Here is a 23,616-nt window from a genome sequence, read left to right on the forward strand (position 1 = left end):
AGCGTGCGTGTATGAGGAGGAGTATGAAATGAAGCAAATTTTATTAATTACAGATGGTTGTTCTAATGTAGGGATGAGCCCTATCGTAGCCGCTGCTCATGCAAAATCAGAAGGAATCGCAGTCAATGTTGTAGGTGTGGTCGACCATGGTGAGTTGGGAGAGTATGGTGCATCAGAGATTCATGAAATTGCTAGAGCTGGAGGTGGATTAAGTAGATTAGTCCAGGCGAAGGAGCTTGCGCAGACTGTGCAGATGATGACGCGCAAAACAGTGGTGCAAACGATTCAGCTGGCGGTGCAGCGAGAGCTGCAATCTGTGCTGGGTAATGATTCGATTGAGGCGCTTCCGCCTGAAAAACGTGGGGAAGTGGTTAAAGTAATGGATGAGCTTACCGAAACGAGCGGGCTGCAGGTTGCTCTGCTTATAGACGCAAGCGCAAGCATGCGACCTAAGCTTGCATCAGTCGAGGAAGCCATTCATGATTTAATGCTCAGCTTGCAGGCAAGAGCGGGCAAGAGCGAGATTGCAGTCTTCCATTTTCCTGGCTCCAAGCAAGAGGATTGCGTGCTTAGCCTCGATTGGACGACGCATTTAAAGGGCGTACCCTCGATCTTTCCTAAATTGCATATGAGTGGCACGACGCCTACAGGACCGGCATTGATGAAGGTCGTTGAGCATTTTATCGAAAGCAGCTCGCAGCGTAAAGAAATGGATGGGATGATTGGTGACGACGTCATTTAAGCTTCCGTTGAAAAAAGGCAGCGTCATTGTTGGCAAGTGGAAGCATGGGCATTATCGAGTGGAGCGCTTGCTTGGCGAGGGAGCAAACGGCAAGGTCATCCTGGTGTCCAAGGATTGGCAGTGGTATGCCTTGAAAATCGGGCAGGATGCGGTTGATCTGCAATCCGAGATTAATGCCTTAAAGGCGTTGGCATCGACCAGCATGGCGCGTGATTCTTATTTAAAGGATGTCGATGACTGGGTGACGCCGCAGGGCAAGGAGCTTCCCTTCTATACGATGCGTTATGTCAAAGGGCTCGATATGTCGGCTTATTTAACACAGCATGGGGAAGATTGGTTTCCGCTGCTCGGGCTTAATTTGCTGCGCAGCTTAGGGGAGCTGCATCAAGCTGGCTGGATATTTGGCGACTTGAAGCTGGAAAATATTATTGTAGGTCAGTACGGCGATGTGGAGCTGATTGATTTTGGCGGCGCAACGCAAATCGGCAAAGGCGTCAAGCAGTTTACTGAAATTTACGATCGCGGCTATTGGAATTGCGGCTCGCGCACAGCTGATGCCCAGTATGATCTGTTTTCCTTTGCTGTGCTGTGCCTGCAATTATTTGCTCCACGCAAGCTTCACCAATTGTCGAAGGAGCTTCTACCGCAAAATCGCTCGATCGAGGAATTAATGGAGCTGGCTAAGGAAACGCCCCAGCTTGCCCCCTACTTAAAGTGGCTGGAGCAAGCCTTTTCCGGCAGCTTTAAGCATGGCAAGGAAGCGGCGTCAGCCTGGCGGATGCTGGCTCATCAACGCAGATCGCTTGCCAAAAGCAAAAAGACTCCGCGCTGGCTTAAGGTAATGATCGCGATTTCGCTCATTTCGCTAGGCATCTCGGCTTCTCTCTATGTGCTGGACTATGCGGGACTATTAAAATAGCGGGTGAGGTAGCATGAATGTTGTAGAAGAAGTCAAAGCGGTCATCAGCGAAGCGGGCTTGCTTCGGGCGCCTGCTGCGATTGTAGTTGCGGTGTCAGGCGGTGCAGACTCGATGGCGCTGCTATATAGTTTACACCGTCTGGCATTAACGCATGAGCTGGAGCTGATCGCTGCGCATGTAAATCATGGATTTCGCCCGGAGGAATCTGCTGCGGAGGCTGAGCTGGTACGCGGCTATTGCGAGCAGCATCATATTTTGTTTGAAATGATTGAGCTTGATATGCCGCGCTATTTGCAACAGGCTGGGGGCAACAGTCAGGCTGAGTCGCGGCGAAGAAGATACCAGTTTTTCCATCATATAGCTCAGCAATATGGAGCGGCTGCAATTGCGCTTGCACATCATGCGGATGATCAGGCGGAAACGGTGCTGATGCATGTTTTGCGCGGCACAGGGCTGTCCGGATTAACCGGAATGTCATTTAAACGGAAAGAAAAAAACGTGGAACTAATCCGCCCGCTGTTACGTATGAGAAAGAACGAGCTTCTTTTGCTTTGTCAGCAGTACAATATTCCTTATCTCGAGGATAGCAGCAATCAATCGAGGCATTATCAGCGCAATGAGTTAAGGCTTGATATTATCCCTCAGCTTGAGCGCTACAACCCTCGGCTAGTATCTTCGCTAGCCAGACTGGCGGAAATAGCCAGCGAGGAGGATGCTTGGCTGCAGCAGCAAACGGAGCAGCGATTTTCAGCAATTGTAACTAAGATGGATAATAGCTTAATGATGTCATGCACCGCGTTAAATGCTGAGCCTGTTGCTTTACAAAGGAGACTGATTAAACTAATATTAAGTTATCTGTCTCAAGATGAGGAGCTTATATCGTTCGAAGCTATTGAACGAATTAGAGCGATAGCCATCGATCCGGTAAAGAGCGTCTGTCGGCTGGACGTAGGCGCTGGTCTGATATGCGTTCGCGAATACGAACGATTACGATTTGTACATATTAAGCATTACCAAGCTTTAAATTTTTCCATTGCGCCATTGACCATTCATTCGGAGCAACTGCCTTGTGAGCTGCAATATGGAGATTGGCTAATACAAGCCAGCATCATATCGAATCGACAACAGCCTCAACTGCGTTCGAAGTATGAGGCCGTCTTTGATATAGAAGCGCTTGCCATGCCGCTTACGATTCGCAGCCGGGAAACTGGAGATCGAATGCAGGTTTTAGGGTTAAATGGCACGAAAAAAGTGCAAGATATGTTCGTAGATGCTAAGATAGCAGCATCAGAGCGTGATATTTATCCTATCGTTGAGGATGGCAAAGGGCAATTGATATGGTTGCCAGGCATTCGTCGTTCATCGTATGGACTTGTGAGCGAGCTGACGCAAAGGATGCTGCATATTCAATGCATCAGACGAGAGCTTGCGCCTTGATCGATGAATAGGAATGAACTTGTATTACCAACATAACATAGTTAAGTGTAGGGGGATCACAGTTGTTAAACGATATTGAGAAGGTGCTGTACAGCGAGGAGGATATCCGCCAAAAGGTAAAGGAGCTTGGCGAGCAGTTGACGAAGGATTTTGCTGGTCGCAATCCGCTCGTTATTTGCATATTAAAGGGCGCATTTATCTTTATGTCGGATCTCGTTAAGGAAATTAAAATTCCGCTTGAAATAGATTTTATGGCGGTTTCAAGCTACGGACAGTCAACGAAATCCTCTGGAGTTGTGAAAATTATTAAGGATCTTGACGTTTCAGTTGAAGGTCGCAACGTCCTTATCGTAGAAGATATTATCGACAGTGGTTTGACGCTTAGCTACTTAATTGATGTGCTGGAGCATCGCAATGCGGCATCGGTCACGGTCGCTACATTATTTGACAAGCCTGCTCGCAGAGCAGTAGAACTTCAGCCACATTACAAAGGGTATACTTTGCCAGACGAGTTTGTTGTAGGCTATGGACTTGATTATGCGGAAAAGTACCGCAATCTTCCATTTATAGGCGTGTTGAAGCCTGAAGTGTATTCATAAGCCTCGCATGTAGTCTCCGAGCAGCCTCTATTGTGATGGAAAGTCATGCTATGGTAAAATATTTTAAGCGTCTGAGAGGAGGTAGGGGATGAAACGGTTCATCCGTAATAGTAGTTATTATTTAATTATTTTTTTGGTTACGATAGGGATCTATAATTACATCAGTAATTCAGGCGAATCTTCTACGCCTTTAAGATTTGATGAGCTCATTACAGCTATTGAGTCAGGAAATGTAGAGGATTTGACCTTAAGGTTTGAGGATCAATCCTATTTAGTAACTGGTAAGTATAAGGTAGCACCTGATGGTGGCAGTCAAAGCTTTACTTCACGTGCTGGAACAGCCTCAACCGATCAGATTGAAGAGCTAAGGCAGCAGTACGGCTTTACTTTGAAGTACGAAAAGATGAAAACAGCAGGCTTCTGGTCGAATTTCTTAATTACGATCATTCCGTTCGTGCTGATTATTATTTTGTTCTTCTTCCTTATGAATCAAGCTCAGGGCGGTGGCGGCAAAGTCATGAACTTTGGTAAAAGCCGCGCCAAGCTTTATAATGAAGAGAAAAAGCGCGTTACCTTCCAGGATGTAGCGGGAGCCGATGAAGAGAAGCAGGAGCTCGTCGAGGTTGTCGAGTTTTTGAAGGATCCGCGCAAATTCAATATGGTTGGCGCACGCATTCCGAAAGGGGTTCTATTGGTAGGCCCTCCTGGTACAGGTAAAACGTTGCTAGCCCGCGCTGTAGCCGGTGAAGCAGGCGTTCCGTTTTTCAGCATTTCAGGTTCCGACTTCGTTGAAATGTTCGTCGGTGTCGGTGCATCTCGCGTACGCGATTTGTTCGAGAATGCAAAGAAAAACGCGCCTTGTATTATCTTTATCGATGAAATTGACGCAGTAGGACGTCAACGTGGCGCAGGTCTTGGCGGTGGACACGATGAGCGTGAACAAACGCTAAACCAAATGCTCGTTGAAATGGACGGCTTCGGAGCAAATGAAGGTATTATCATTATTGCTGCTACGAACCGTGCCGATATTCTTGACCCGGCATTGCTTCGTCCAGGCCGCTTTGACCGTCAAATTACGGTTGATCGCCCTGACGTGAAAGGCCGCGAGGCAGTACTGAAAGTACATGCGCGCAACAAGCCTTTAACAAGCGATGTTAAGCTGGATGTTATTGCCAAGCGTACGACAGGCTTTAGTGGTGCTGACTTGGAAAACTTGTTGAACGAAGCAGCATTGCTTGCAGCTCGCCGCAACAAAAAAGAAATTAACATGGTTGATATAGACGATGCGATTGACCGCGTCATTGTTGGTACGGAGAAGAAGAGCCGTGTCATTAGTGATCGTGAGAAGCGCATTGTGGCCTATCATGAAGCTGGTCATACGATTGCAGGCTATTTTCTGGAGCATGCAGACCAGGTGCATAAGGTTACGATTATTCCTCGTGGTCGCGCTGGCGGTTACGTCATTATGCTGCCGAAAGAGGATCGCATGCTTATTACTAAAAATGAGCTGCTTGATCGCGTATGCGGCTTGCTTGCAGGTCGTGTTGCCGAAGAGCTGTTTATCGGTGAAATCGGTACAGGCGCATACAGTGACTTCAAACAAGCAACTGCCATCGTTCGCAGCATGATTACTGAATACGGTATGAGTGATCGTCTTGGTCCAATGCAGTTCGGCAATTCGCAAGGTCAAGTATTTTTAGGTCGTGATATCGGTTCTGAGCAAAACTACTCTGATCAGATCGCCTATGAAATTGACCAGGAAATGCAAACGATTATTAACGATTGCTATGAGCGCACGAAAAAGCTGCTTCAAGAAAAAAGCAAGGAAATGCATCTTATTGCAACTACCTTGCTTGAAGTAGAAACGCTTGAAATCGAGCAAATTAAATCATTGCTTGAAACAGGAGTTTTGCCAGCAGCGTTTTCCGGCGGCAGCAGTTCCAATGATGGAACAGCGCAACCTGCTGAAGTAACAACTAGCGAGCCTGTTGTTGATGAAATTGGCGATGTTAAAGTTCGCATTCAAAAACGCGAGCAGGATGAGCCAACAGCAGAGCAAGGCATTATTGAGGAAACGCCAGCTCAAAATAATGAGCAAAGCGACAACAAGGATGACAAAAAGGAACAATAAGCAGTAAATGATGAGCCGTATTGCCAGCAATTGCGAATGCCTGGCGGTACGGCTTTTTTGCTGCCGCGTAGTTTAAATATGGAAATTATTTAAAGGGCTTGATGGATCGTCAATGAGAAAAAGCACAACATTTAATGTTTTGTTAAAGAATGATGAACATTTGCTATCAATTCCATTGACATGAGCCAGCAACACATGTAAATTTAATCTTGAATCATTTAGAAATTGTTCGCAATCATTTCATTTATTCGGCAGCGACTTGACTAGTAAGTGCACGATTTCACAAAGTCGTAAATCAAGGATAGGATTTACTCAATGCATACTTAAGGAGAGGATCATTGTGGAAACTTTAGCGCTTGAACGTAAGCAGGAGCAAAATCGCCAATTGCGGGAACGTCTGATGGAATTAAAGAAGGAGCGCAACGCCATTGTTTTGGCGCATTATTATCAGCGCGATGAAATTCAGGAGGTAGCGGATTTCCGTGGAGATTCATTCCTGCTGGCACAAAAAGCTGCACAGACTGATGCTGAGGTTATCGTTTTTTGTGGCGTTCATTTTATGGGGGAAAGCGCAAAAATATTAGCTCCGAACAAAACAGTTATTATTCCGGATGAACGTGCAGGCTGCCCGATGGCCGATATGGTCAACGTAGACGGCTTGCGCAAGCTGAAAGCACAGCATCCGAATGCAACGGTTGTAACCTATATTAACTCTTCTGCTGATGTTAAAGCAGAAACCGATATTTGCTGTACGTCTGCGAACGCTGTTAAAGTCGTCAATTCAGTTGAGAGCGATGAAGTAATTTGGGTTCCGGACAAAAACCTGGGGCATTATGTTCAGCAGCACACCGACAAAAAGATGATTATTTGGGAAGGCTATTGCAATACGCATGACATGCTAACGGTTAAAGACGTTGAGGAAATGAAAGCAAAGCACCCGAACGCGCAGTTTGTAGTTCATCCTGAGTGCCGTCCTGAGGTAGTCGCATTGGGCGATTTTGTTGGAAGCACAACGGCGATCATTAAATATTGCAAGGAATCTCCATGCCAGGAGTTTATCGTTGGCACAGAGGACGGAACAGGCTATCAGCTTCGTCTTGACAGTCCTAATAAACAATTCCACTTTGCATCCAAATACCTTGTATGCCCCAATATGAAAGTGAATAATTTGAAAAAGCTGGTCAAATGTCTTGAAACGATGCAGCCTCAAATTTATGTGCCTCCTCATATTGCTGATCAGGCACGTCAATCATTGGAGCGCATGCTACTTGTAAAGTAGCATGCGTTATTCCTATTCTGCAGGGAATATATGGAGGGTTCAACCGTGATTCCAAAATATTTAGTGGATGTTGATATTCAGGCTTTGCCAGTTGTAGAAACCGATGTTATCGTCATAGGAGCAGGTATTGCCGGATTGTTTACGGCGCTGCGCGCCAGCGAGACCTCCTCAGTTGTCATGGTAACGAAAAAGTCGCTGCTGGACAGCAATACACGCTACGCGCAGGGAGGAATAGCTGCTGTTATATCAGAGGATGATTCCCCCGAGTACCATTTGCACGATACATTAATGGCAGGAGCAGGGCTGTGCGAGCGCGACGCTGTAGACGTCCTGGTGCATGAAGGGCCAATGGGAGTGGAGCATCTGATCCAGCTTGGCACACAGTTTGACACGGAAAATGGCGAATATGCGCTGACCAAGGAAGGTGCGCATAGCCAGCGTCGCATCTTGCACGCCAATGGCGATGCGACTGGCTATGAGATCGTGCGCGCGCTTTCTGAGAAGGCGATTGCAGCGCCTGCTATAGAGGTTTGGGATAATCATTTTGTCATTGATCTTGTAACTGAAAACAACGTGTGCTATGGCGCAATCGTTCAAAAAAATAATGGCGAGCGCTTGTTTTTGCGAGGCAAGGCAACGGTGTTGTGCTCTGGTGGTGCCGGCCAGCTCTATCGCTATACGACAAACCCCGAGGTAGCAACTGGCGATGGCGTAGCAATGGCGTATCGTGCCGGTGCGAATATTCGCGACATGGAGTTCGTGCAATTTCATCCAACAGCGCTATGCTATCCAGGAGCTCCACGCTTCCTCATTTCTGAAGCGGTTCGTGGAGAAGGTGCGTATTTGCGTAATATTAAAGGCGAGCGCTTTATGGAGAAGTATGATGAGCGGCTTGAGCTGGCGCCGCGTGACATCGTTGCTCGCGCTATTGTGAGCGAAATGGAGGAAACGAAATCTACCTTCGTCTATATTGATATTACCCACGAAGCGGAGGATATGATTAAGCATCGTTTCCCGACGATTTACAAGTATTGTCTTGATTACGGGCTTGATCTGACAACTGATTGGATTCCGGTTGCACCTGCCATGCATTATTTAATGGGCGGTGTTCAGACCGATTTGAATGGCGAGACGAATATTTCACGGCTTTTCGCTTGTGGCGAGGTTTCCTCAACAGGCGTGCATGGAGCGAATCGGCTGGCCAGCAACTCTTTATCGGAGGCAATCGTGTTCGGCAAACGCATCGTGGACCGCATTGCCAGCCTGACCCCGGTTGAGCAGATCCCGAATATCGTATATAAAACGGAGCGTCAGCCTCATGCGATGCAGCCGTTTGTGGAGCGCCGTCTTAAGCTGCAAAAGGTTATGGTGCGCTATGTTGGCTTAAAGCGCAATCGTCAAGGACTGCAGCGAGGGTTGGATGAATTGAACCGCCAGCGCGCTATTTTTGATACGGTGCTGATGGAGCGAGAAGAGTTCGAATTTGCCAATATGCTGACCTGCGCACTGCTGACGACAACCTCTGCGCTGTATCGCGAAGAAAGTCGCGGCGGTCATTATCGTGAGGATCACCCGCAGCGTGATGACGAGAATTGGAGCAGACACACCGTATTGAATCGCAATCAAGGGCAATTAGAGGAGTGGATCGAATATGTTTGAATGGACAACGGGCGGCTATGCTGAGGAGCTTAAGCAGCAAATACGCAGCTGGCTGGCAGAGGATATCGGAAATGGCGACATTACGACGGAAACGACCATTCCCGCCAGCTCGCAAGCGAAAGCGATCATTCATATGAAGGAAGCAGGCATTATTGCCGGTATTCCGATTGCCCGGCTCGTATTTCAAGTCGTAGATGAATCCTTGCAGTTTAAGGCGTTTGTCCATGACGGCGATCGGGTAGACAAGGGTGCTGTTATTATTGAGGTTGAAGGCAGCACAAGAAGCTTGCTTACAGGCGAGCGGCTTGCGCTTAATTTGATGCAGCGCCTGTCTGGCATTGCGACCAAGACCAATCAATATGTACAGGCATTGCAGGGCTTGCCTACTCGTCTCGTTGATACAAGAAAGACGACTCCAGGCCACCGTTTGCTGGAAAAATATGCGGTACGCGTGGGCGGCGGACATAATCATCGCTTTGGCTTGTATGATGCCGTAATGATCAAGGATAATCATATTAAAGGCGCAGGCGGTATTACCGCTGCAGTTCAAGCTGCTCGCCAAGCGATTCCTCATACGATGAAAATTGAGGTAGAAACGGAATCAATGGAGCAAATAACAGAAGCGCTTGCTGCAGGTGCTGATATTATTATGCTTGACAATATGACGACGGCGGCGATGACGGAAGCAGTTGCGTATATTAAAGCGCAATCTCCACATGTTATAGTAGAAGCATCAGGCGGCATTACGCTTGAGACGATTTATGAGAAAGCGGCTGCTGGTGTCGATGTTATTTCTGTCGGAGCGCTAACGTATTCTTTTCAAGCACTGGATATAAGCCTGGACTTGAATGAGAAGAAGGGTGGAACAACTGCATGATTTTGGTTATTGATGTCGGCAATACGAACATCGTGCTTGGTATATATCAAGAAAAAGAGCTTTTGCATCATTGGCGCATCAGTACCAACCGATCAGGTACAGTCGATGAATACGGCATTATGATTCACAATTTATTTCAATATGCAGGGCTTAGACTCGATAAAATCGAAGGCGTAGCAATCTCTTCGGTTGTTCCACCGTTAATGGGCTTGCTTGAGCAGCTTTGCTTGAAATATTTGCAAAAGGCTCCGCTCATAGTTGGGCCTGGCATTAAAACAGGGCTAAACATTCGGTATGAAAACCCGCGCGAGGTTGGTGCCGATCGTATCGTCAACTCTGTTGCAGCTATTGAAAAATATGGCTCGCCATTAATCGTAGTCGATTTTGGCACGGCGACAACATTTGATTATATTGACGGCGATGCCAATTATTTAGGCGGCGCTATTGTGCCAGGAATCGGCATTTCTACAGAAGCGCTCTATCAGCGGGCAGCCAAGCTGCCGCGCATCGAGCTGGTTAAGCCTAAAAGCGTAGTAGGTCGCAATTCTGTTGCGTCCATGCAGGCAGGTATTATTTACGGCTATGTCGGGCAGGTTGATGGTATCGTCAATCGCATCAAGAAGGAATTTAAGGTGCAGCCGCGCGTCATCGCTACGGGCGGACTGGCCGAGTTGATTTTTACAGAATCGGAAACCATTGAGGTGATAGACTCAATGCTGACATTGGAAGGTCTGCGTATTATATATGAACGAAATCAGGAGTGATGAAATGGCAGAGCAACTAAAGGATATATTAGTGCGTGGCACCGCATGGGGCGGCAAGCTGCGTATCTTTTCCACACGTATTACTAACCTTGTAGAAGAAATGCGTCGGCGCCATGATATGTTTCCGACAGCAACAGCGGCACTTGGACGGACAACAGCTGTAGCAGCCATGATGGGCGCAATGCTGAAGGGCAATGAACGATTGACGATACAGGTTAAAGGGGATGGACCAATTGGGCAAATCGTGGTCGACGCTAATGCTGATGGTGAAATTCGCGGCTACGTCGATCATCCGCAGGCGCATCATGCCAGCAATGAGCAGGGCAAGCTTGATGTAGCTGGTGCGGTAGGCACTACGGGCAACATCTATGTAACGAAGGATTTGGGATTGAAGGAGCCTTATCGTGGCAGTGTGCCGATTATTTCCGGCGAGCTTGGCGAGGACTTTACGTATTACTTTACCGTATCAGAGCAAACACCGTCGGCTGTTGGGGTTGGCGTGCTTGTAGATGTTGATCATTCTGTTCTGCATGCTGGCGGATTGATTGTGCAAGTGCTGCCAGGTTTGACCGATGATGAGCTGACTCGGCTGGAAAATGCAGTAGCCGCACTGCCGCCGGTAACGAGCTTGCTCGATCAAGGCGAGACGCCTGAGGATATGATCAAGTGGCTAGTAGGCGATGATTATGTGATACATGATGAGATGGAGCTGCACTTCCAATGCAAGTGCTCTCGGGAAAGAGTAAGTGCAACATTGCTAAGCATCGGCGCAGAGGAGCTGCAAGAAATTATTGATGAAGATGGTCAGGCTGAGCTCGTATGCCATTACTGCAATGAAAAATATCATTTTGATAAAGAGCAATTAGAACAACTACGCGATCAAGCAGCACATTAATTAAGGATTGACCGAAATGAAGAAATATGACTGGTTAAAGGTGGTTGTAATTGTTCAAGCCATTGGAATGGTTGCTCTTGCTGCGGTAGTGGTATGGCACTACTTGCCTTATTTTGCGGGCAGCGGCAAAAGTGGAGCGGCGAATCAGCTGCAGGGCGAAGGCCATGCCGACGACGAGGTTGTTGCCGTTATTGCCGATAAGGAAATTTTGCGGCAGCAGCTGATAGAGGAGCTGCTTGAGCTGTATGGTGATCAAACATTAGAGCAAATGCTTGTTCATCAAGCGATCCAAATGGCAGCAGAAGAAAAAGGAATTGCACTTTCAGCTGATGAGCTGAGCCAGGCGCTTGCCGAGGCGATTAGCGGCTACGAAAGTGAAGAGCAATATTTTGAAATGATGAAAAATCAGTTTGGCTTATCGCAAAAGCGTGTCATGTCCGATATTCGAGATCATGCGTTGCTTATTAAAATAGCGACGCATGATGTTGCGGTCAGCGATGAGCAGATCAATGCCTTTTTAGTGGAAAAGCAAGCTGAGCTTGAGCCGAAGCAAAAGCTTACGCTTAGCTGGATTTTAAGCGATACTTATGATGAAGCGTTACAGATTGTAAATGAGCTAAGTGAAGGAGCAGAATTTGCCGAAATGGCAATAGAGCATTCGATTGATCCATACAGTGCGGCTCACGGTGGCAGCCTGGGCGAGATCGAAAGCGATGATCCTTTTTATGATAGAGGCATGCTGACGGAAGCAGAGCAAATGGAGGTCGGAACGATCTCAGGGCCAATCGAAACCGAGGACGGCTACGCAATCATCAGATTGCTGGGCAGGAAAACGGAAGCAGCGAGATCGGAAGCGGAGCTAAGGGAATGGGCAAGGCTTCAGCTTGCCTTGCAGCAGGTAGGTCCACTGTCGGAAGTAAAGCAGCAGCTGCTTAATCATTATGTTACCGTCATCCGTAAATAATTGCACATTTATTCCAAATGTTTGTATATTCATATTGACAAACTAGGTTTTAAGTTGATAAGATATTAGTATCAAAGCCAACTAAATTAGTCGGAATAAGGAGGATTCATTCCCATGGCAAGAATTGTACAGAGCGTAACAGAACTTATCGGTGATACACCATTAGTGCGTTTAAATCGTTTGGTTCCAGAAGGCAGCGCAGAAATATACGTTAAACTTGAATATCAAAATCCAGGTGCGAGTGTTAAAGACCGTATCGCGATCAGCATGATCGAGGTTGCTGAGGAGCAAGGCTTAATTAAGCCGGGCGATACAATTGTTGAGCCTACAAGCGGTAACACTGGTATTGGTCTTGCGCTGGTAGCTGCTGCAAAAGGCTACAATGCAATTCTAGTTATGCCAGAAACAATGAGTATTGAGCGTCGTAACCTGCTTCGTGCATACGGTGCCAACCTTGTTCTAACTCCTGGTTCTGAAGGCATGAACGGCGCGGTTCGCAAAGCTGAGGAATTGGTAGCAGAAAATCCTGGCTACTTTATGCCGCAGCAATTTAAAAATCAGGCGAACGTTAAAGTTCACCGTGAAACAACAGGTCCGGAAATTGTTGAAGCAATCAATTCATTGGACGGCAAGCTTGATGCATTCGTTGCAGGTATTGGTACTGGCGGTACAATTACAGGCGCTGGCGAAGTGCTGAAGGAAGCTTTCCCAGGTATTAAAATATATGCAGTTGAACCAGCAGCATCTCCATTGCTATCTGGCGGCAACCCTGGTCCTCATAAAATACAAGGGATTGGTGCGAACTTTGTCCCTGACATTTTGAACCGTGAAATCTACGATCAAGTCATTACAATTGAAAACGAGGAAGCATTTGAATATGCGCGTCGCGCTGCGAAAGAGGAAGGTATCCTTTGCGGTATTTCTTCTGGTGCTGCGATCTCTGCTGCACTTAAAGTCGCAAAAGAGCTTGGCGCTGGCAAACGTGTGATTGCGGTTGTTCCAAGTAACGGTGAGCGCTATCTGAGCACGCCTCTTTTCAACTTTGAAAACTAATTAAACATGTAACGTCCAGTAGAGGAATGCCATGCTTTTATGGTGCTCCTCTACTTTTTTTATTGGCATTATTGCTGCTATAATAAGCTCACCGGATATTAAGCTTTATTTTTTCTGATCAGTTTTGTATACTAGGCGAAAGTAGCAAGATCGGAGGATCACTATGAAGTTGACGTCTTGGGAAGCGTGGCAGCAATGGCATCGTGACGGATGCTACACCATCCTCCCTTATATAAAGAAGCTGGAGCTTGATTTTGCAGAGTATGGCTATGTCGCTGCATGGACGGAAGCATGGCAGGACGCGTCGCCATACGCATTTGTGCTTGAAAGCGGCAAGGTTGGCCGATATACCTATCTCGGCTTGTCACCGCAAAGTGTCATCTATGGCACCGGCGATCAGGCACAGTGCATGGATTATATAGAGGACGGCGATCAGGCTCAGCCATGGCGGCAGCTTAGCGGCAAGCCTCTTGATGTGGTGCGAGCCTGGATGAAGCCTTATGTCAGTCCAAGAGTGCCGGGTGCGCCAAAGTTTTCTGGCGGCTGCGTTGGCTTCTGGGGCTATGATGTTATTCGTACAATAGAACGGCTGCCTCAGCTTGCTCGGCGCGATCTGACCGTGCCGGATTACTTGTTCATGCGCATGGATGAGGTTTGGGTGCTTGATCACAAGGAGCAGGCCGTCTACTGCATCTCCCATCGCCAGATAGAGGCTGATTGGAGCGAGCAGCAGCTGCGGGCTTGCTTTGAACGGGCTGCTGGCCATGCTGAAAGCATGGCGGACTACTGGCTGACCTGGTTTGAAGGCGAGCAGCAGCGTACTGCAGCCGAAAAGGAGCGGCTGCAAAAGCTGGCCTTTATTGAATCGGAAAGTTTGCATATTAATATAGAGGAGCTGCAGGGCTTAAGCTCGCCATTTGCGAAGGATGCTTTTATTGCAGCGGTAGAGCGGATTAAGGCGTATATTGCGGCTGGGGATGTGTTTCAAGTCAATTTGTCGCAGCGGCAAAGCAAGCCGCTTTCCAGCCCGCCAGCAGAGCTGTATGAGTGGCTAAGGCTGTTTAATCCATCGCCTTATATGGGCTTCATTACAACGCCGCATTTTCAGCTCGTATCAGCATCTCCGGAACTGCTCGTTGAGCAGGTGAACGGCAGACTGGCAACGAGGCCGATTGCCGGTACGAGACGCCGTGGCCGTACGGAAGAAGAGGAGGCGCTGTTTGTCGAGGAGCTGCTCAGCAACGAAAAGGAAAAAGCTGAGCATATTATGCTTGTTGATCTGGAACGTAATGATCTTGGAAGAGTATCGGCCTACGGGACCGTTAACGTAGCAGAGCTTATGGTCATCGAGCGCTATTCTCATGTGATGCATCTTGTATCGCAAATCGAAGGGCAGCTGGCAGAAGGCAAGGACAACTTTGATGTAATAGCAGCTACATTTCCGGGCGGGACGATAACGGGAGCCCCGAAAATTCGTACGATGGAAATTATTGAAGAGCTAGAGCCGGTATGCCGCGGGCCGTATACAGGCTCGCTTGGCTGGATCGATTACAATGGCGACATGGACTTTAATATTATTATCCGCACGATGGTAGTGGCGGACAATCAAGTACATATTCAGGCAGGAGCAGGCATCGTCATTGATTCTGACCCTGTGCGAGAATATTATGAATCGCTCAGCAAGGCGAAGGCGTTGTGGAAGGCGATTCAATATAGCGAAACCTATCATTCATAATAATGGAAAGGGAGATTCCTATGATCCTTGTAATCGACAACTATGATTCATTTACGTACAATTTAGTGCAATATTTAGGTCAACTGGGACAGGAAATCATCGTCAAGCGCAATGATGAAATTGATATGGCGGGCATTGAGGAGCTTGCACCAGACCATATTATGATCTCACCGGGGCCGTGCTCACCTAATGAAGCGGGGATTAGTCTGGAGACGATTGAACACTTTAAAGGGAAAATTCCGATTATCGGCATTTGTCTGGGACATCAATCTATTGGTCAAGCTTTCGGGGGCGACGTTATACGTGCAGAGCAGCTGATGCACGGTAAAACCTCGCAAATTATTCACGATGGCAAAGGTGTATTCGAGGGCTTGCCATCGCCATTAACAGCAACGCGCTATCATTCTTTAATCGTGAGCCGCGAAACGTTGCCTGATTGTTTGGAGATTACAGCTGAAACGGAAACGGGCGAAATTATGGGCTTGCGTCATAAGGAGTATCCGATTGAAGGCTTGCAATTTCATCCAGAGTCCATTATTACAGAGCATGGCTTGCGCATGCTGGAAAATTTCTTGAAGCTGCGCGCAGCTCAGGCTTAATGGCCAAGCATGGAGGCTCGTGATGAGTATCGTTTATGTGAATGGACAAATGATGAATGCAGAGGAAGCCGTGGTCTCGGTATACGACCATGGCTTTTTATACGGTTTAGGTCTGTTTGAAACCTTCCGCACCTACCAAGGTAAATGCTTCTTGCTGGAGCGGCATATGCAGCGGCTTTCAGAAAGCTGCAAACAGCTTGGAATTGAGTTTAATATGGAGCCGGAGCATGTACAGCGCATTGTAAGCGAGCTTTTGCTGTTAAATCATTTAGCAGAAGGCTATGTGCGGCTGACCGTTAGCGGCGGTGTGGCAGAGCTTGGCCTGCCGGCAGGCGATTATGCTCAGCCTACAATTGTAATTATGGTAAAAAGCGTTGCCAGCCCAACCTTGGAAAGCTGGCGGCAAGGGAAGCCGCTGCAGCTTTTGCATACGAAGCGCAATACGCCGGAAGGCGCTTATCGGTTTAAATCGCTGCATTATATGAACAATATAATAGCTAAGCGCGAGCTGTTAAGTTTAGGCGAACGCACAATGGCGGGAGCGGAAGGCTTAATGCTGAACGAGCAGCATGTTTTGGCGGAAGGCATCGTTAGCAATCTGTTTTTTGTCCATGGCAATTGCTTATATACGCCTCATTTAAGTACGGGCATTTTGCCAGGCATAACCCGGCAGTTTGTAATCGAGCTGGCTGGTCAGCTTGGGTTCAGCATCGAGGAAGGAAAATACGACTTTTCCTTTTTGGCGCAAAGCTCGGAAATATGGATGACGAATTCCATTCAGGAGCTGGTGCCAATTACAACCTTGATTGATCTGGAAGGCAATCGGTTGCTCGTTTCCAATGGAACGGCTGGGCCTGTTTGCGAGCAGCTGGCAGCTGCCTATCGAACGGAAACTGTGAAAGTAGCGAATTGACATGAAATTTGTCGTAAATAGTCGAGGTGAGCGCACATGAATCAATTTTACAAGCGCAGCTATTCGTTAGCTGATGGTGTGGGTCTTGAGTTGGGCGAGCGCACATTGATTATGGGAATATTGAATGTTACGCCCGATTCATTTTCAGATGGCGGACAGCATAACTCGCTTGACAAAGCGCTTGATCATGCGGCGCAATTAATAGAAGAGGGCGCTGATATAATCGATATTGGCGGCGAATCGACAAGGCCCGGCTTCACACCGATTACCGTGGAGCAGGAGCTGGAGCGGATTTTGCCTGTTATTAAAGCGATAAAAAGGGAATTTCCACATATTCCGCTGTCGATTGATACCTACAAGTCAGCGACAGCGGCGAAAGCGCTGGATGCTGGCGCCCATATGATCAATGATATATGGAGCTTGCAGCACGATGGACAAATGGCTCAGGTTGCAGCAGCGCATCATTGCCCGGTAATTGTTAGTCACAATCGTCGTTCGGAGCAACCGTATACCGATGTTGTGCAGGATGTGATCGATGATTTGCAGCGCAGCGTTGAGCTCGCGCTAGCGGCTGGAGTCAAGCATGAAAACATTTGGCTTGATCCCGGCATTGGTTTCGCCAAAAATTACGAGCAGAATCTGCTGGTGCATGCCCATTTGGATCGCATTCATCGTCTTGGCTTTCCTGTATTGCTTGGAACGTCGCGCAAGCGATTCATTCGCGATACGCTGCAAGTAGAAGCGGCAGAAGCAGGAGAGGGTACACTGGCGTCGAATATTGTCGGAATTGCACAAGGCTGTCAAATTTTGCGCGTACATGATGTAAAAGCGATGAAAAAGGCAGCCACACTTGCTGATGCCATATTATATCGTCGATCGAATGAGAAGGAGCCTGCACATGGATAAGATGATCTTAAAGGGAATGCGCTTTTTCGGCTACCATGGCGTATTCCCGGAGGAAAACCGTTTGGGCCAGCAGTTTTACGTCGATTTGGAGCTGGCGATGGATATGAGTGAGGCAGGGAAAACGGATGAGCTGGCGCATGCGCTTGATTATTCGGAGCTGCATGCATTTGTTAAATCAATTGTTGAAGGTCCGCCCTTCAAGCTGATAGAAGCGTTGACCGCTCATGTTGCATCGCGCGTGCTGGAGCATTATACTATGGTGAATGAAGTTACTGTTCGGGTAACGAAGCCGCATCCGCCCTTTGATGTCCACTTTGACGGCGTGACGATTGAAATGCATAGAAAGAGAGCGGATTATGTCTAACACTACAAATGAGCAAATCGCTTATATCGCGCTTGGTTCCAATATGGGAGACCGTGAGCAGTGGCTGCTTGCGGCTATTAAGGCGCTTGACGCCAACAATGAGATTGTAGTAACTGCTGTTTCGTCCATATATGAAACAGATCCTGTTGGCTATACTGACCAGGATGCTTTTTTGAATATGGCTGTTCAGGTTAAGACGACGCTTTCTCCTGAGCAATTGCTGCTTCAGCAGCTTGCGATTGAACAGCAGCTCGGCAGAGTTCGCGATATTCGCTGGGGTCCACGTACAATTGATTTGGACCTGTTAATGTATCATAATATTAACTTGGAGACAGAGTTGTTAATTTTGCCGCACCCTAGAATGATGGAGCGAGCGTTTGTGCTTGTTCCTCTCCATGATGTGCTTGCTGCAGAGCACGAGCTTTATCATCAGATTAAGCCTGTTGTCGAGGAGGCACTGCAATCGAGAAAGGAAGGCATTACGCTATGGAAAACGATCAGTTGGCCCAACGTGTGAGAGCATTTCGCAAATTAAAGGGCTACACTCAAGTCGAGCTTGCTGAAGAGCTAGGCATATCAGTTGCCGTGCTTGGTTCATTGGAGCGCGGAACGAGAAAAAATGACCCCAAGCTGTTAAAGCTTATTGCAAATAAACTGGACATTAGCTATGAAGAATTAATTTCTATAAGAGAGGAGTGAATAAGCATGTTGAAAATCGGAGACATCGAGATGAAAAATCAGGTTGTGCTTGCGCCGATGGCAGGCGTGTGCAATCCGGCATTTCGGCTTATTGCCAAGGAATTCGGAGCAGGGCTTGTTTGTGCTGAAATGGTAAGCGACAAGGCAATTTTGCATGGCAACAAACGAACTATGGAAATGCTGTTCGTCGATGAGCGTGAAAAGCCGCTTAGCCTGCAAATTTTTGGCGGCGACCGTGAATCGTTGGTTGAAGCAGCCAAGGTTGTCGATAAGCAAACGAATGCAGATATTATCGACATTAACATGGGCTGTCCTGTACCAAAGGTAACAAAATGCGATGCAGGTGCACGCTGGCTGCTTGATCCGAATAAAATATACGAAATGGTTTCTGCTGTCGTTGATGCAGTTGAAAAGCCTGTAACGGTTAAAATGCGGATCGGCTGGGATAGTGAGCATATTTATGCTGTCGAAAATGCGCAGGCTGTTGAGCGTGCTGGAGGAAGTGCCGTTAGTGTACATGGGCGTACTCGCGAGCAGCTTTACACAGGCAAAGCGGATTGGAGCATGATTAAGCAGGTGAAGGAAGCGGTCTCGATTCCTGTAATCGGCAATGGTGATGTGTTCGAGCCGGAGGATGCTCGACGCATGCTGGATGAAACGGGTGTAGACGGCGTTATGATTGGGCGCGGCGCTCTCGGCAATCCGTGGATGCTTTACCGGACAATTGAATATTTAACGACGGGCAATTTGCCAAGCGATCCAACGCCGGAAGAGAAAATGAAAGTGGCGATTCTTCATATGGATCGACTCATTGCACTGCGCAATGAACAGGTTGCCGTCCGTGAAATGAGAAAGCATATGGCCTGGTATCTGAAGGGCTTGCCAGGCGCAGCTCGCATTAAGGATAAGATTATGGATGAAACGAGCCGTGATGGTCTGGTGGAAATTTTGAAGTACTACATTGCTTCATTGGATCAAAGCGAAGAGCTGGCGCTAGCCTAACATTGCATAAAGAAATGATCGGTTCAAATTGGATAATGCAGGATATTTAACTGTTTTTTTTCATCACATTGACATTTCATTCTTTTATGCAATATAATCTTGCAATATAAATCGTAATAGCGTATACACTTCAATGGGCATGTTCAAACATTTCCGTAATATATTAATTAACAGTGAATTCATACATGGTATGAAAATAAGTCACATGACAGGGGACTTGGAAAGATGAATGATAAGGAAACAATTCTTACTCAAGACGGTTTGAAGAAGTATGAAGAAGAATTAGAAAACCTGAAGTCTGTCAAGCGTCGTGAAGTAGCTGAACGTATTAAAATCGCAATTGGCTACGGAGACATTAGTGAAAACTCAGAGTATGAAGACGCGAAAAACGAACAGGCATTTATCGAAGGTCGTATTATTACGTTAGAAAAAATGCTGCGCAATGCTAGAATTATTAACAACGATGAAATCGATGTTGACACTGTCAGCGTAGGCTGCACAGTTACTGTGGAAGATTTGGAATTTGGCGATCGCGTAGATTACACCATTGTCGGTACTGCAGAATCCAACCCGTTTGAAAACAAAATTTCTAACGAAAGTCCGTTAGGCAAGGCGATTCTAGGCATGAAGAAAGGAACCGTTGTAGAAGTTAACGTTCCTGCTGGCAATATTCAATATAAAATTGTAGATATAAAAAAATAAGGTATAATGAGTTCAAGAGAAAGCTTCCCTAAGGAAGCTTTTTGAGCGTTTACCGCAAGCTTTGAGGAGATGAGGAAATTGGAACAAGACAACAATACGCAAGAGCTTAGTGAATTGCTGCAAATTCGTCGTGACAAGCTGGATTCCTTGAAGGAGCTGGGCATTGATCCGTTTGGCGGCAAATTCGAGCGTGCGAATAATGCCAAGGATTTGCTTGACGCTTACGCTGAGGTGGACAAGCCTGCGCTTGAAGAAATGAATGTGTCAGTCAGTTTGGCTGGACGCATCATGCAAAAGCGCGGCATGGGCAAAGCGATTTTTGCTCATATTCAGGATTTGTCTGGCCGTATTCAAATCTATGTTCGCAAGGATACAGTGGAAGCGAATCAATTTGCAGCATTCGAAATGCTCGATATTGGCGATATTGTCGGTGTAAGAGGAACGGTATTCAAAACGAATACTGGTGAAGTGTCTGTTAAAGTTCTTGAGCTCGAGGTTTTATCCAAATCGTTATTGCCGCTGCCTGACAAGCATCATGGCTTGAAGGATGTTGAGCTGCGCTATCGTCAGCGCTATGTCGATTTGATTGTGAACCCTGAGGTACAGCAAACGTTTATTTTGCGTTCAAAAATTATTCAATCGATGCGCCGTTATCTGGATGGATTAGGCTATTTGGAAGTCGAAACGCCAACCCTGCATTCGATTGCAGGCGGAGCGGCTGCCCGTCCATTTGTAACCCACCATAATGCATTGGACATGCAGCTTTATATGCGTATCGCGATTGAGCTGCATTTGAAACGATTGATTGTTGGCGGTTTGGAGAAGGTGTACGAGATTGGACGCGTTTATCGCAATGAAGGAATGTCGACTCGCCACAACCCGGAATTTACGATGATTGAGCTGTATGAGGCATATGCGGATTACAAGGATATTATGGCTCTTACAGAAAACATGATTGCACATATTGCACAAGAGGTGCTTGGTACGACAAAAATTGAGTATCAAGGGGTAGAAGTAGATCTAACGCCATCGTGGCGTCGCGTAAGCATGGTTGATCTGGTTAAGGAAACAACAGGTGTAGACTTTAGTGTGCAAATGAGCGATGAGGAGGCTCATGCTCTGGCCAAGCAGCACAATGTGCCAGTTGAGCCGCATATGACCTTCGGACATATCGTTAATGCGTTTTTCGAGCAATTTTGCGAGCATACGTTAATTCAGCCTACATTTGTAACCGGTCACCCTGTAGCGATTTCGCCGCTTGCCAAGAAAAGCGATGTAGACCCGCGCTTTACGGATCGCTTCGAGCTGTTTATTGTAGCTCGCGAGCATGCCAACGCATTTACAGAGCTTAATGATCCAATTGATCAGCGTGAGCGTTTTGAAGCTCAGTTAACAGAGCGTGAGCAAGGCAATGATGAGGCACATGAGATGGATGATGATTTCTTGCGTGCGCTAGAGTACGGTATGCCGCCAACTGGTGGTCTGGGCATCGGTATTGATCGTCTTGTTATGCTGCTGACAGATTCAGCATCGATTCGCGATGTGCTGCTATTCCCACATATGAGATAATGAGGCTGCTGGATCAGCCGTACAGTTGATAAATCGGCCCTGACATCGTTTGCTGCGATGGCAGGGCCGATTTTTTTGTAATTAGTTGTAACGAAATCAACTCTGCTTAGTCTTATGGAATAGGAAGGAGGAGAGCAGCTGACTGATTTTAAATTTATTTACGAGCAGTATTTTAAAGATGTGTATCGCTTTATCTATTCATTATGTGGAAACGAGAGCGTGGCAGAGGAAATTACCCAAGAAACCTTTCTTAAAGCGTTAAAACATATTGATTCCTATCAAGGCAAATGTCAAATGAAGGTTTGGCTTTGTCAAATTGCTAAAAACACCTTCTACACATATCAATCGAAGCAAGCCAGGTTTAGCCGATGGACGGAACTGGAGCATAAGCAGCGTAGTTTGGAGCAACCGCTCGACGAAGCTTTAGCTAATAAGGAAGATGCTCTCCGAATCCATAAAGTTTTACATAGGATGAAGGAGCCTTACAAAGAGGTATTTACACTTAGAATATTTGGCGAGCTTTCCTTCGCTGAAATTAGTCAATTGTTTGAAAAGACAGAGAGCTGGGCGAGAGTGACATTTTATCGCGCTAAGCAGATGATCCATAAGAAGCTAAAGGAGGATGGCAGCATTGACTAAAGTGCCGTGCAGTGTAGTGCAGGATTTATTGCCTTTATATGTAGATGATGCATGCAGTGAACAAAGCAGACAATTAGTGGAGGAGCATCTGCAAACTTGTGATGATTGTCGAGAGCAGCTAGCAACAATGAAGGTGACGCTGCTGCCTCAAGTGGATGAAGCTCAAATGCAGGATATTCAGGTCATCCAATCGCTTGCTAAAGCATGGCATAAAACGAGACTGTTTGCTTGGATTAAGGGAATAGTCGCTGCTACTGTTTCTTTTGCTGCAATCATAGCGTTATATATGGTTTTAGCTGAATGGAAGATAGTCGCTGTTCCTGCACAAAACTTTGAAGTCAGTCAAGTATATCAGCTTTCCGACGGTTCAATTTCATATCGGTTGAAGGCAACAGATGGCTATGAGCTAAGTGTGATGAAGCAAACGTATGATGAGCAGGGCAATGCTTACGTGCAAGGCTATCGTCCGCTAATTAAAAAGAAAGCGAAGCTGGAGTACGGGCTTCATAACTTTTTGCATCGGATTGACCTTAACACTATTGGTATCATTGATGTAAGCCTTCTTGATTTGAACAACGAACACCTCAATAATTCCATTCCATTTGATATTACGGGAACTAACAGTCTTTTCAAGCAATCAGGATCAGAGCTTAAAGCAGTGTATTATGGAACAGAAGAAAACTCTATTCTAATTTGGAAACAAGGAATGGAGCTGCCTATGGCAAGTGAAGAGCTGGAAAGATATTGGTTTGACGATGAACAGACAGAGAAGCAAATTCCTGGTGAACAGGCAGATTAGGCATAACGTTTCCTGTAATAGCTGCTGGAAAACGGATGATTCTGCCACAAAGCTTTACAGCGATTACATGATCATTTGAAGGACGAACCTAAATAAGGGGACGTCCTTTTCGTATATCTATAGATGAGAGAAAAGAGGTAAATTAAAAACAATATAAAAAAGTTTTAAAAAAGGGTTGCAATTAGTTAGGCGTTCGTGGTATATTATTTCTTGTCGCCGCGAGAGATTGCTGGTGACGAGGAAAAAGAAATTGATCCTTGAAAACTGAACAACGAGTAAGAACTGCCATCAATGTTGCCGCCCCGTCGGTCAACATTGATAAAAGCGAAATACAATGAGCAAGACAAACTTTCATGGAGAGTTTGATCC

Annotated in this window: 24 protein-coding genes; all 24 read left to right on the forward strand. The window is 46.7% G+C overall.

Annotated features, from left to right (window positions below):
• Positions 1 to 28 precede the first annotated feature (28 nt).
• The 24 genes from KJS52_RS26380 (at position 29) to KJS52_RS26495 (ending at position 23,247) form a co-directional block, all read left to right on the forward strand.
• Entirely contained in the window at positions 29 to 742 is a 714-nt protein-coding gene (locus KJS52_RS26380) for a vWA domain-containing protein (RefSeq protein WP_213520519.1), read from the forward strand.
• The gene (locus tag KJS52_RS26385) at positions 726 to 1,661 is read left to right on the forward strand and encodes a protein kinase domain-containing protein (RefSeq protein ID WP_213520521.1); all 936 of its coding nucleotides are present in this window, start codon (positions 726 to 728) and stop codon (positions 1,659 to 1,661) included. Before KJS52_RS26380 ends, KJS52_RS26385 begins: the two co-directional genes overlap by 17 nt.
• A gap of 13 nt (positions 1,662 to 1,674) precedes the next feature.
• Positions 1,675 to 3,099, forward strand: a complete 1,425-nt coding sequence (tilS, locus tag KJS52_RS26390; protein WP_213520523.1) for a tRNA lysidine(34) synthetase TilS — start codon at positions 1,675 to 1,677, stop codon at positions 3,097 to 3,099.
• A 62-nt stretch (positions 3,100 to 3,161) separates the two neighbouring features.
• A complete protein-coding gene (hpt, locus tag KJS52_RS26395) occupies positions 3,162 to 3,698 on the forward strand; it encodes a hypoxanthine phosphoribosyltransferase (protein ID WP_213520525.1) in 537 nt (178 codons plus the stop codon).
• 88 nt (positions 3,699 to 3,786) lie between these two features.
• Positions 3,787 to 5,829, forward strand: a complete 2,043-nt coding sequence (gene ftsH, locus KJS52_RS26400; RefSeq protein ID WP_213520527.1) for an ATP-dependent zinc metalloprotease FtsH — start codon at positions 3,787 to 3,789, stop codon at positions 5,827 to 5,829.
• A gap of 340 nt (positions 5,830 to 6,169) precedes the next feature.
• Positions 6,170 to 7,108, forward strand: a complete 939-nt coding sequence (gene nadA / locus KJS52_RS26405) for a quinolinate synthase NadA (RefSeq protein WP_213520529.1) — start codon at positions 6,170 to 6,172, stop codon at positions 7,106 to 7,108.
• Between the two features lie 45 nt (positions 7,109 to 7,153).
• Positions 7,154 to 8,767: an L-aspartate oxidase gene (gene nadB, locus KJS52_RS26410; protein WP_213520531.1), complete on the forward strand. Its 1,614-nt coding sequence runs from the start codon at positions 7,154 to 7,156 to the stop codon at positions 8,765 to 8,767.
• A complete protein-coding gene (nadC, locus tag KJS52_RS26415; RefSeq protein WP_213520533.1) occupies positions 8,760 to 9,644 on the forward strand; it encodes a carboxylating nicotinate-nucleotide diphosphorylase in 885 nt (294 codons plus the stop codon). The genes nadB and nadC overlap by 8 nt, the downstream gene beginning before the upstream one ends.
• Positions 9,641 to 10,408, forward strand: a complete 768-nt coding sequence (locus KJS52_RS26420) for a type III pantothenate kinase (protein ID WP_213520535.1) — start codon at positions 9,641 to 9,643, stop codon at positions 10,406 to 10,408. Before nadC ends, KJS52_RS26420 begins: the two co-directional genes overlap by 4 nt.
• Before the next feature lie 4 nt (positions 10,409 to 10,412).
• On the forward strand, positions 10,413 to 11,303 hold the full coding sequence (gene hslO, locus KJS52_RS26425) for an Hsp33 family molecular chaperone HslO (protein ID WP_246563954.1): 891 nt from the start codon (positions 10,413 to 10,415) through the stop codon (positions 11,301 to 11,303).
• A 16-nt stretch (positions 11,304 to 11,319) separates the two neighbouring features.
• A complete protein-coding gene (locus KJS52_RS26430; protein WP_213520539.1) occupies positions 11,320 to 12,267 on the forward strand; it encodes a peptidylprolyl isomerase in 948 nt (315 codons plus the stop codon).
• 114 nt (positions 12,268 to 12,381) lie between these two features.
• The gene (gene cysK / locus KJS52_RS26435; RefSeq protein ID WP_213520541.1) at positions 12,382 to 13,320 is read left to right on the forward strand and encodes a cysteine synthase A; all 939 of its coding nucleotides are present in this window, start codon (positions 12,382 to 12,384) and stop codon (positions 13,318 to 13,320) included.
• A gap of 163 nt (positions 13,321 to 13,483) precedes the next feature.
• A complete protein-coding gene (locus tag KJS52_RS26440) occupies positions 13,484 to 15,055 on the forward strand; it encodes an anthranilate synthase component I family protein (protein WP_213520543.1) in 1,572 nt (523 codons plus the stop codon).
• 20 nt (positions 15,056 to 15,075) lie between these two features.
• Entirely contained in the window at positions 15,076 to 15,654 is a 579-nt protein-coding gene (pabA, locus tag KJS52_RS26445; RefSeq protein ID WP_213520545.1) for an aminodeoxychorismate/anthranilate synthase component II, read from the forward strand.
• A gap of 22 nt (positions 15,655 to 15,676) precedes the next feature.
• On the forward strand, positions 15,677 to 16,567 hold the full coding sequence (pabC, locus tag KJS52_RS26450; protein WP_213520547.1) for an aminodeoxychorismate lyase: 891 nt from the start codon (positions 15,677 to 15,679) through the stop codon (positions 16,565 to 16,567).
• A 36-nt stretch (positions 16,568 to 16,603) separates the two neighbouring features.
• Entirely contained in the window at positions 16,604 to 17,473 is an 870-nt protein-coding gene (gene folP, locus KJS52_RS26455; RefSeq protein ID WP_213520549.1) for a dihydropteroate synthase, read from the forward strand.
• On the forward strand, positions 17,466 to 17,837 hold the full coding sequence (folB, locus tag KJS52_RS26460) for a dihydroneopterin aldolase (RefSeq protein ID WP_213520552.1): 372 nt from the start codon (positions 17,466 to 17,468) through the stop codon (positions 17,835 to 17,837). The genes folP and folB overlap by 8 nt, the downstream gene beginning before the upstream one ends.
• A complete protein-coding gene (folK, locus tag KJS52_RS26465; protein WP_213520553.1) occupies positions 17,830 to 18,354 on the forward strand; it encodes a 2-amino-4-hydroxy-6-hydroxymethyldihydropteridine diphosphokinase in 525 nt (174 codons plus the stop codon). Before folB ends, folK begins: the two co-directional genes overlap by 8 nt.
• The gene (locus tag KJS52_RS26470; protein WP_213520555.1) at positions 18,324 to 18,536 is read left to right on the forward strand and encodes a helix-turn-helix domain-containing protein; all 213 of its coding nucleotides are present in this window, start codon (positions 18,324 to 18,326) and stop codon (positions 18,534 to 18,536) included. Before folK ends, KJS52_RS26470 begins: the two co-directional genes overlap by 31 nt.
• Before the next feature lie 6 nt (positions 18,537 to 18,542).
• Complete coding sequence (gene dusB / locus KJS52_RS26475) at positions 18,543 to 19,538, forward strand: tRNA dihydrouridine synthase DusB (RefSeq protein WP_213520557.1); 996 nt, start codon at positions 18,543 to 18,545, stop codon at positions 19,536 to 19,538.
• 225 nt (positions 19,539 to 19,763) lie between these two features.
• Complete coding sequence (gene greA, locus KJS52_RS26480; protein ID WP_213520559.1) at positions 19,764 to 20,240, forward strand: transcription elongation factor GreA; 477 nt, start codon at positions 19,764 to 19,766, stop codon at positions 20,238 to 20,240.
• A gap of 69 nt (positions 20,241 to 20,309) precedes the next feature.
• Complete coding sequence (gene lysS, locus KJS52_RS26485; RefSeq protein WP_213520561.1) at positions 20,310 to 21,809, forward strand: lysine--tRNA ligase; 1,500 nt, start codon at positions 20,310 to 20,312, stop codon at positions 21,807 to 21,809.
• Positions 21,810 to 21,965: 156 nt separating this feature from the next.
• On the forward strand, positions 21,966 to 22,448 hold the full coding sequence (locus tag KJS52_RS26490) for an RNA polymerase sigma factor (RefSeq protein WP_281425716.1): 483 nt from the start codon (positions 21,966 to 21,968) through the stop codon (positions 22,446 to 22,448).
• A gap of 1 nt (position 22,449) precedes the next feature.
• Positions 22,450 to 23,247 carry a zf-HC2 domain-containing protein gene (locus tag KJS52_RS26495; protein ID WP_246563956.1) on the forward strand — a complete coding sequence of 266 codons (798 nt, stop codon included), beginning with the start codon at positions 22,450 to 22,452 and terminating at the stop codon, positions 23,245 to 23,247.
• Positions 23,248 to 23,616 lie beyond the last annotated feature (369 nt).

The organism is Paenibacillus montaniterrae, assembly GCF_018403185.1.
In the GTDB taxonomy this organism is placed as follows: domain Bacteria; phylum Bacillota; class Bacilli; order Paenibacillales; family Paenibacillaceae; genus Pristimantibacillus; species Pristimantibacillus montaniterrae.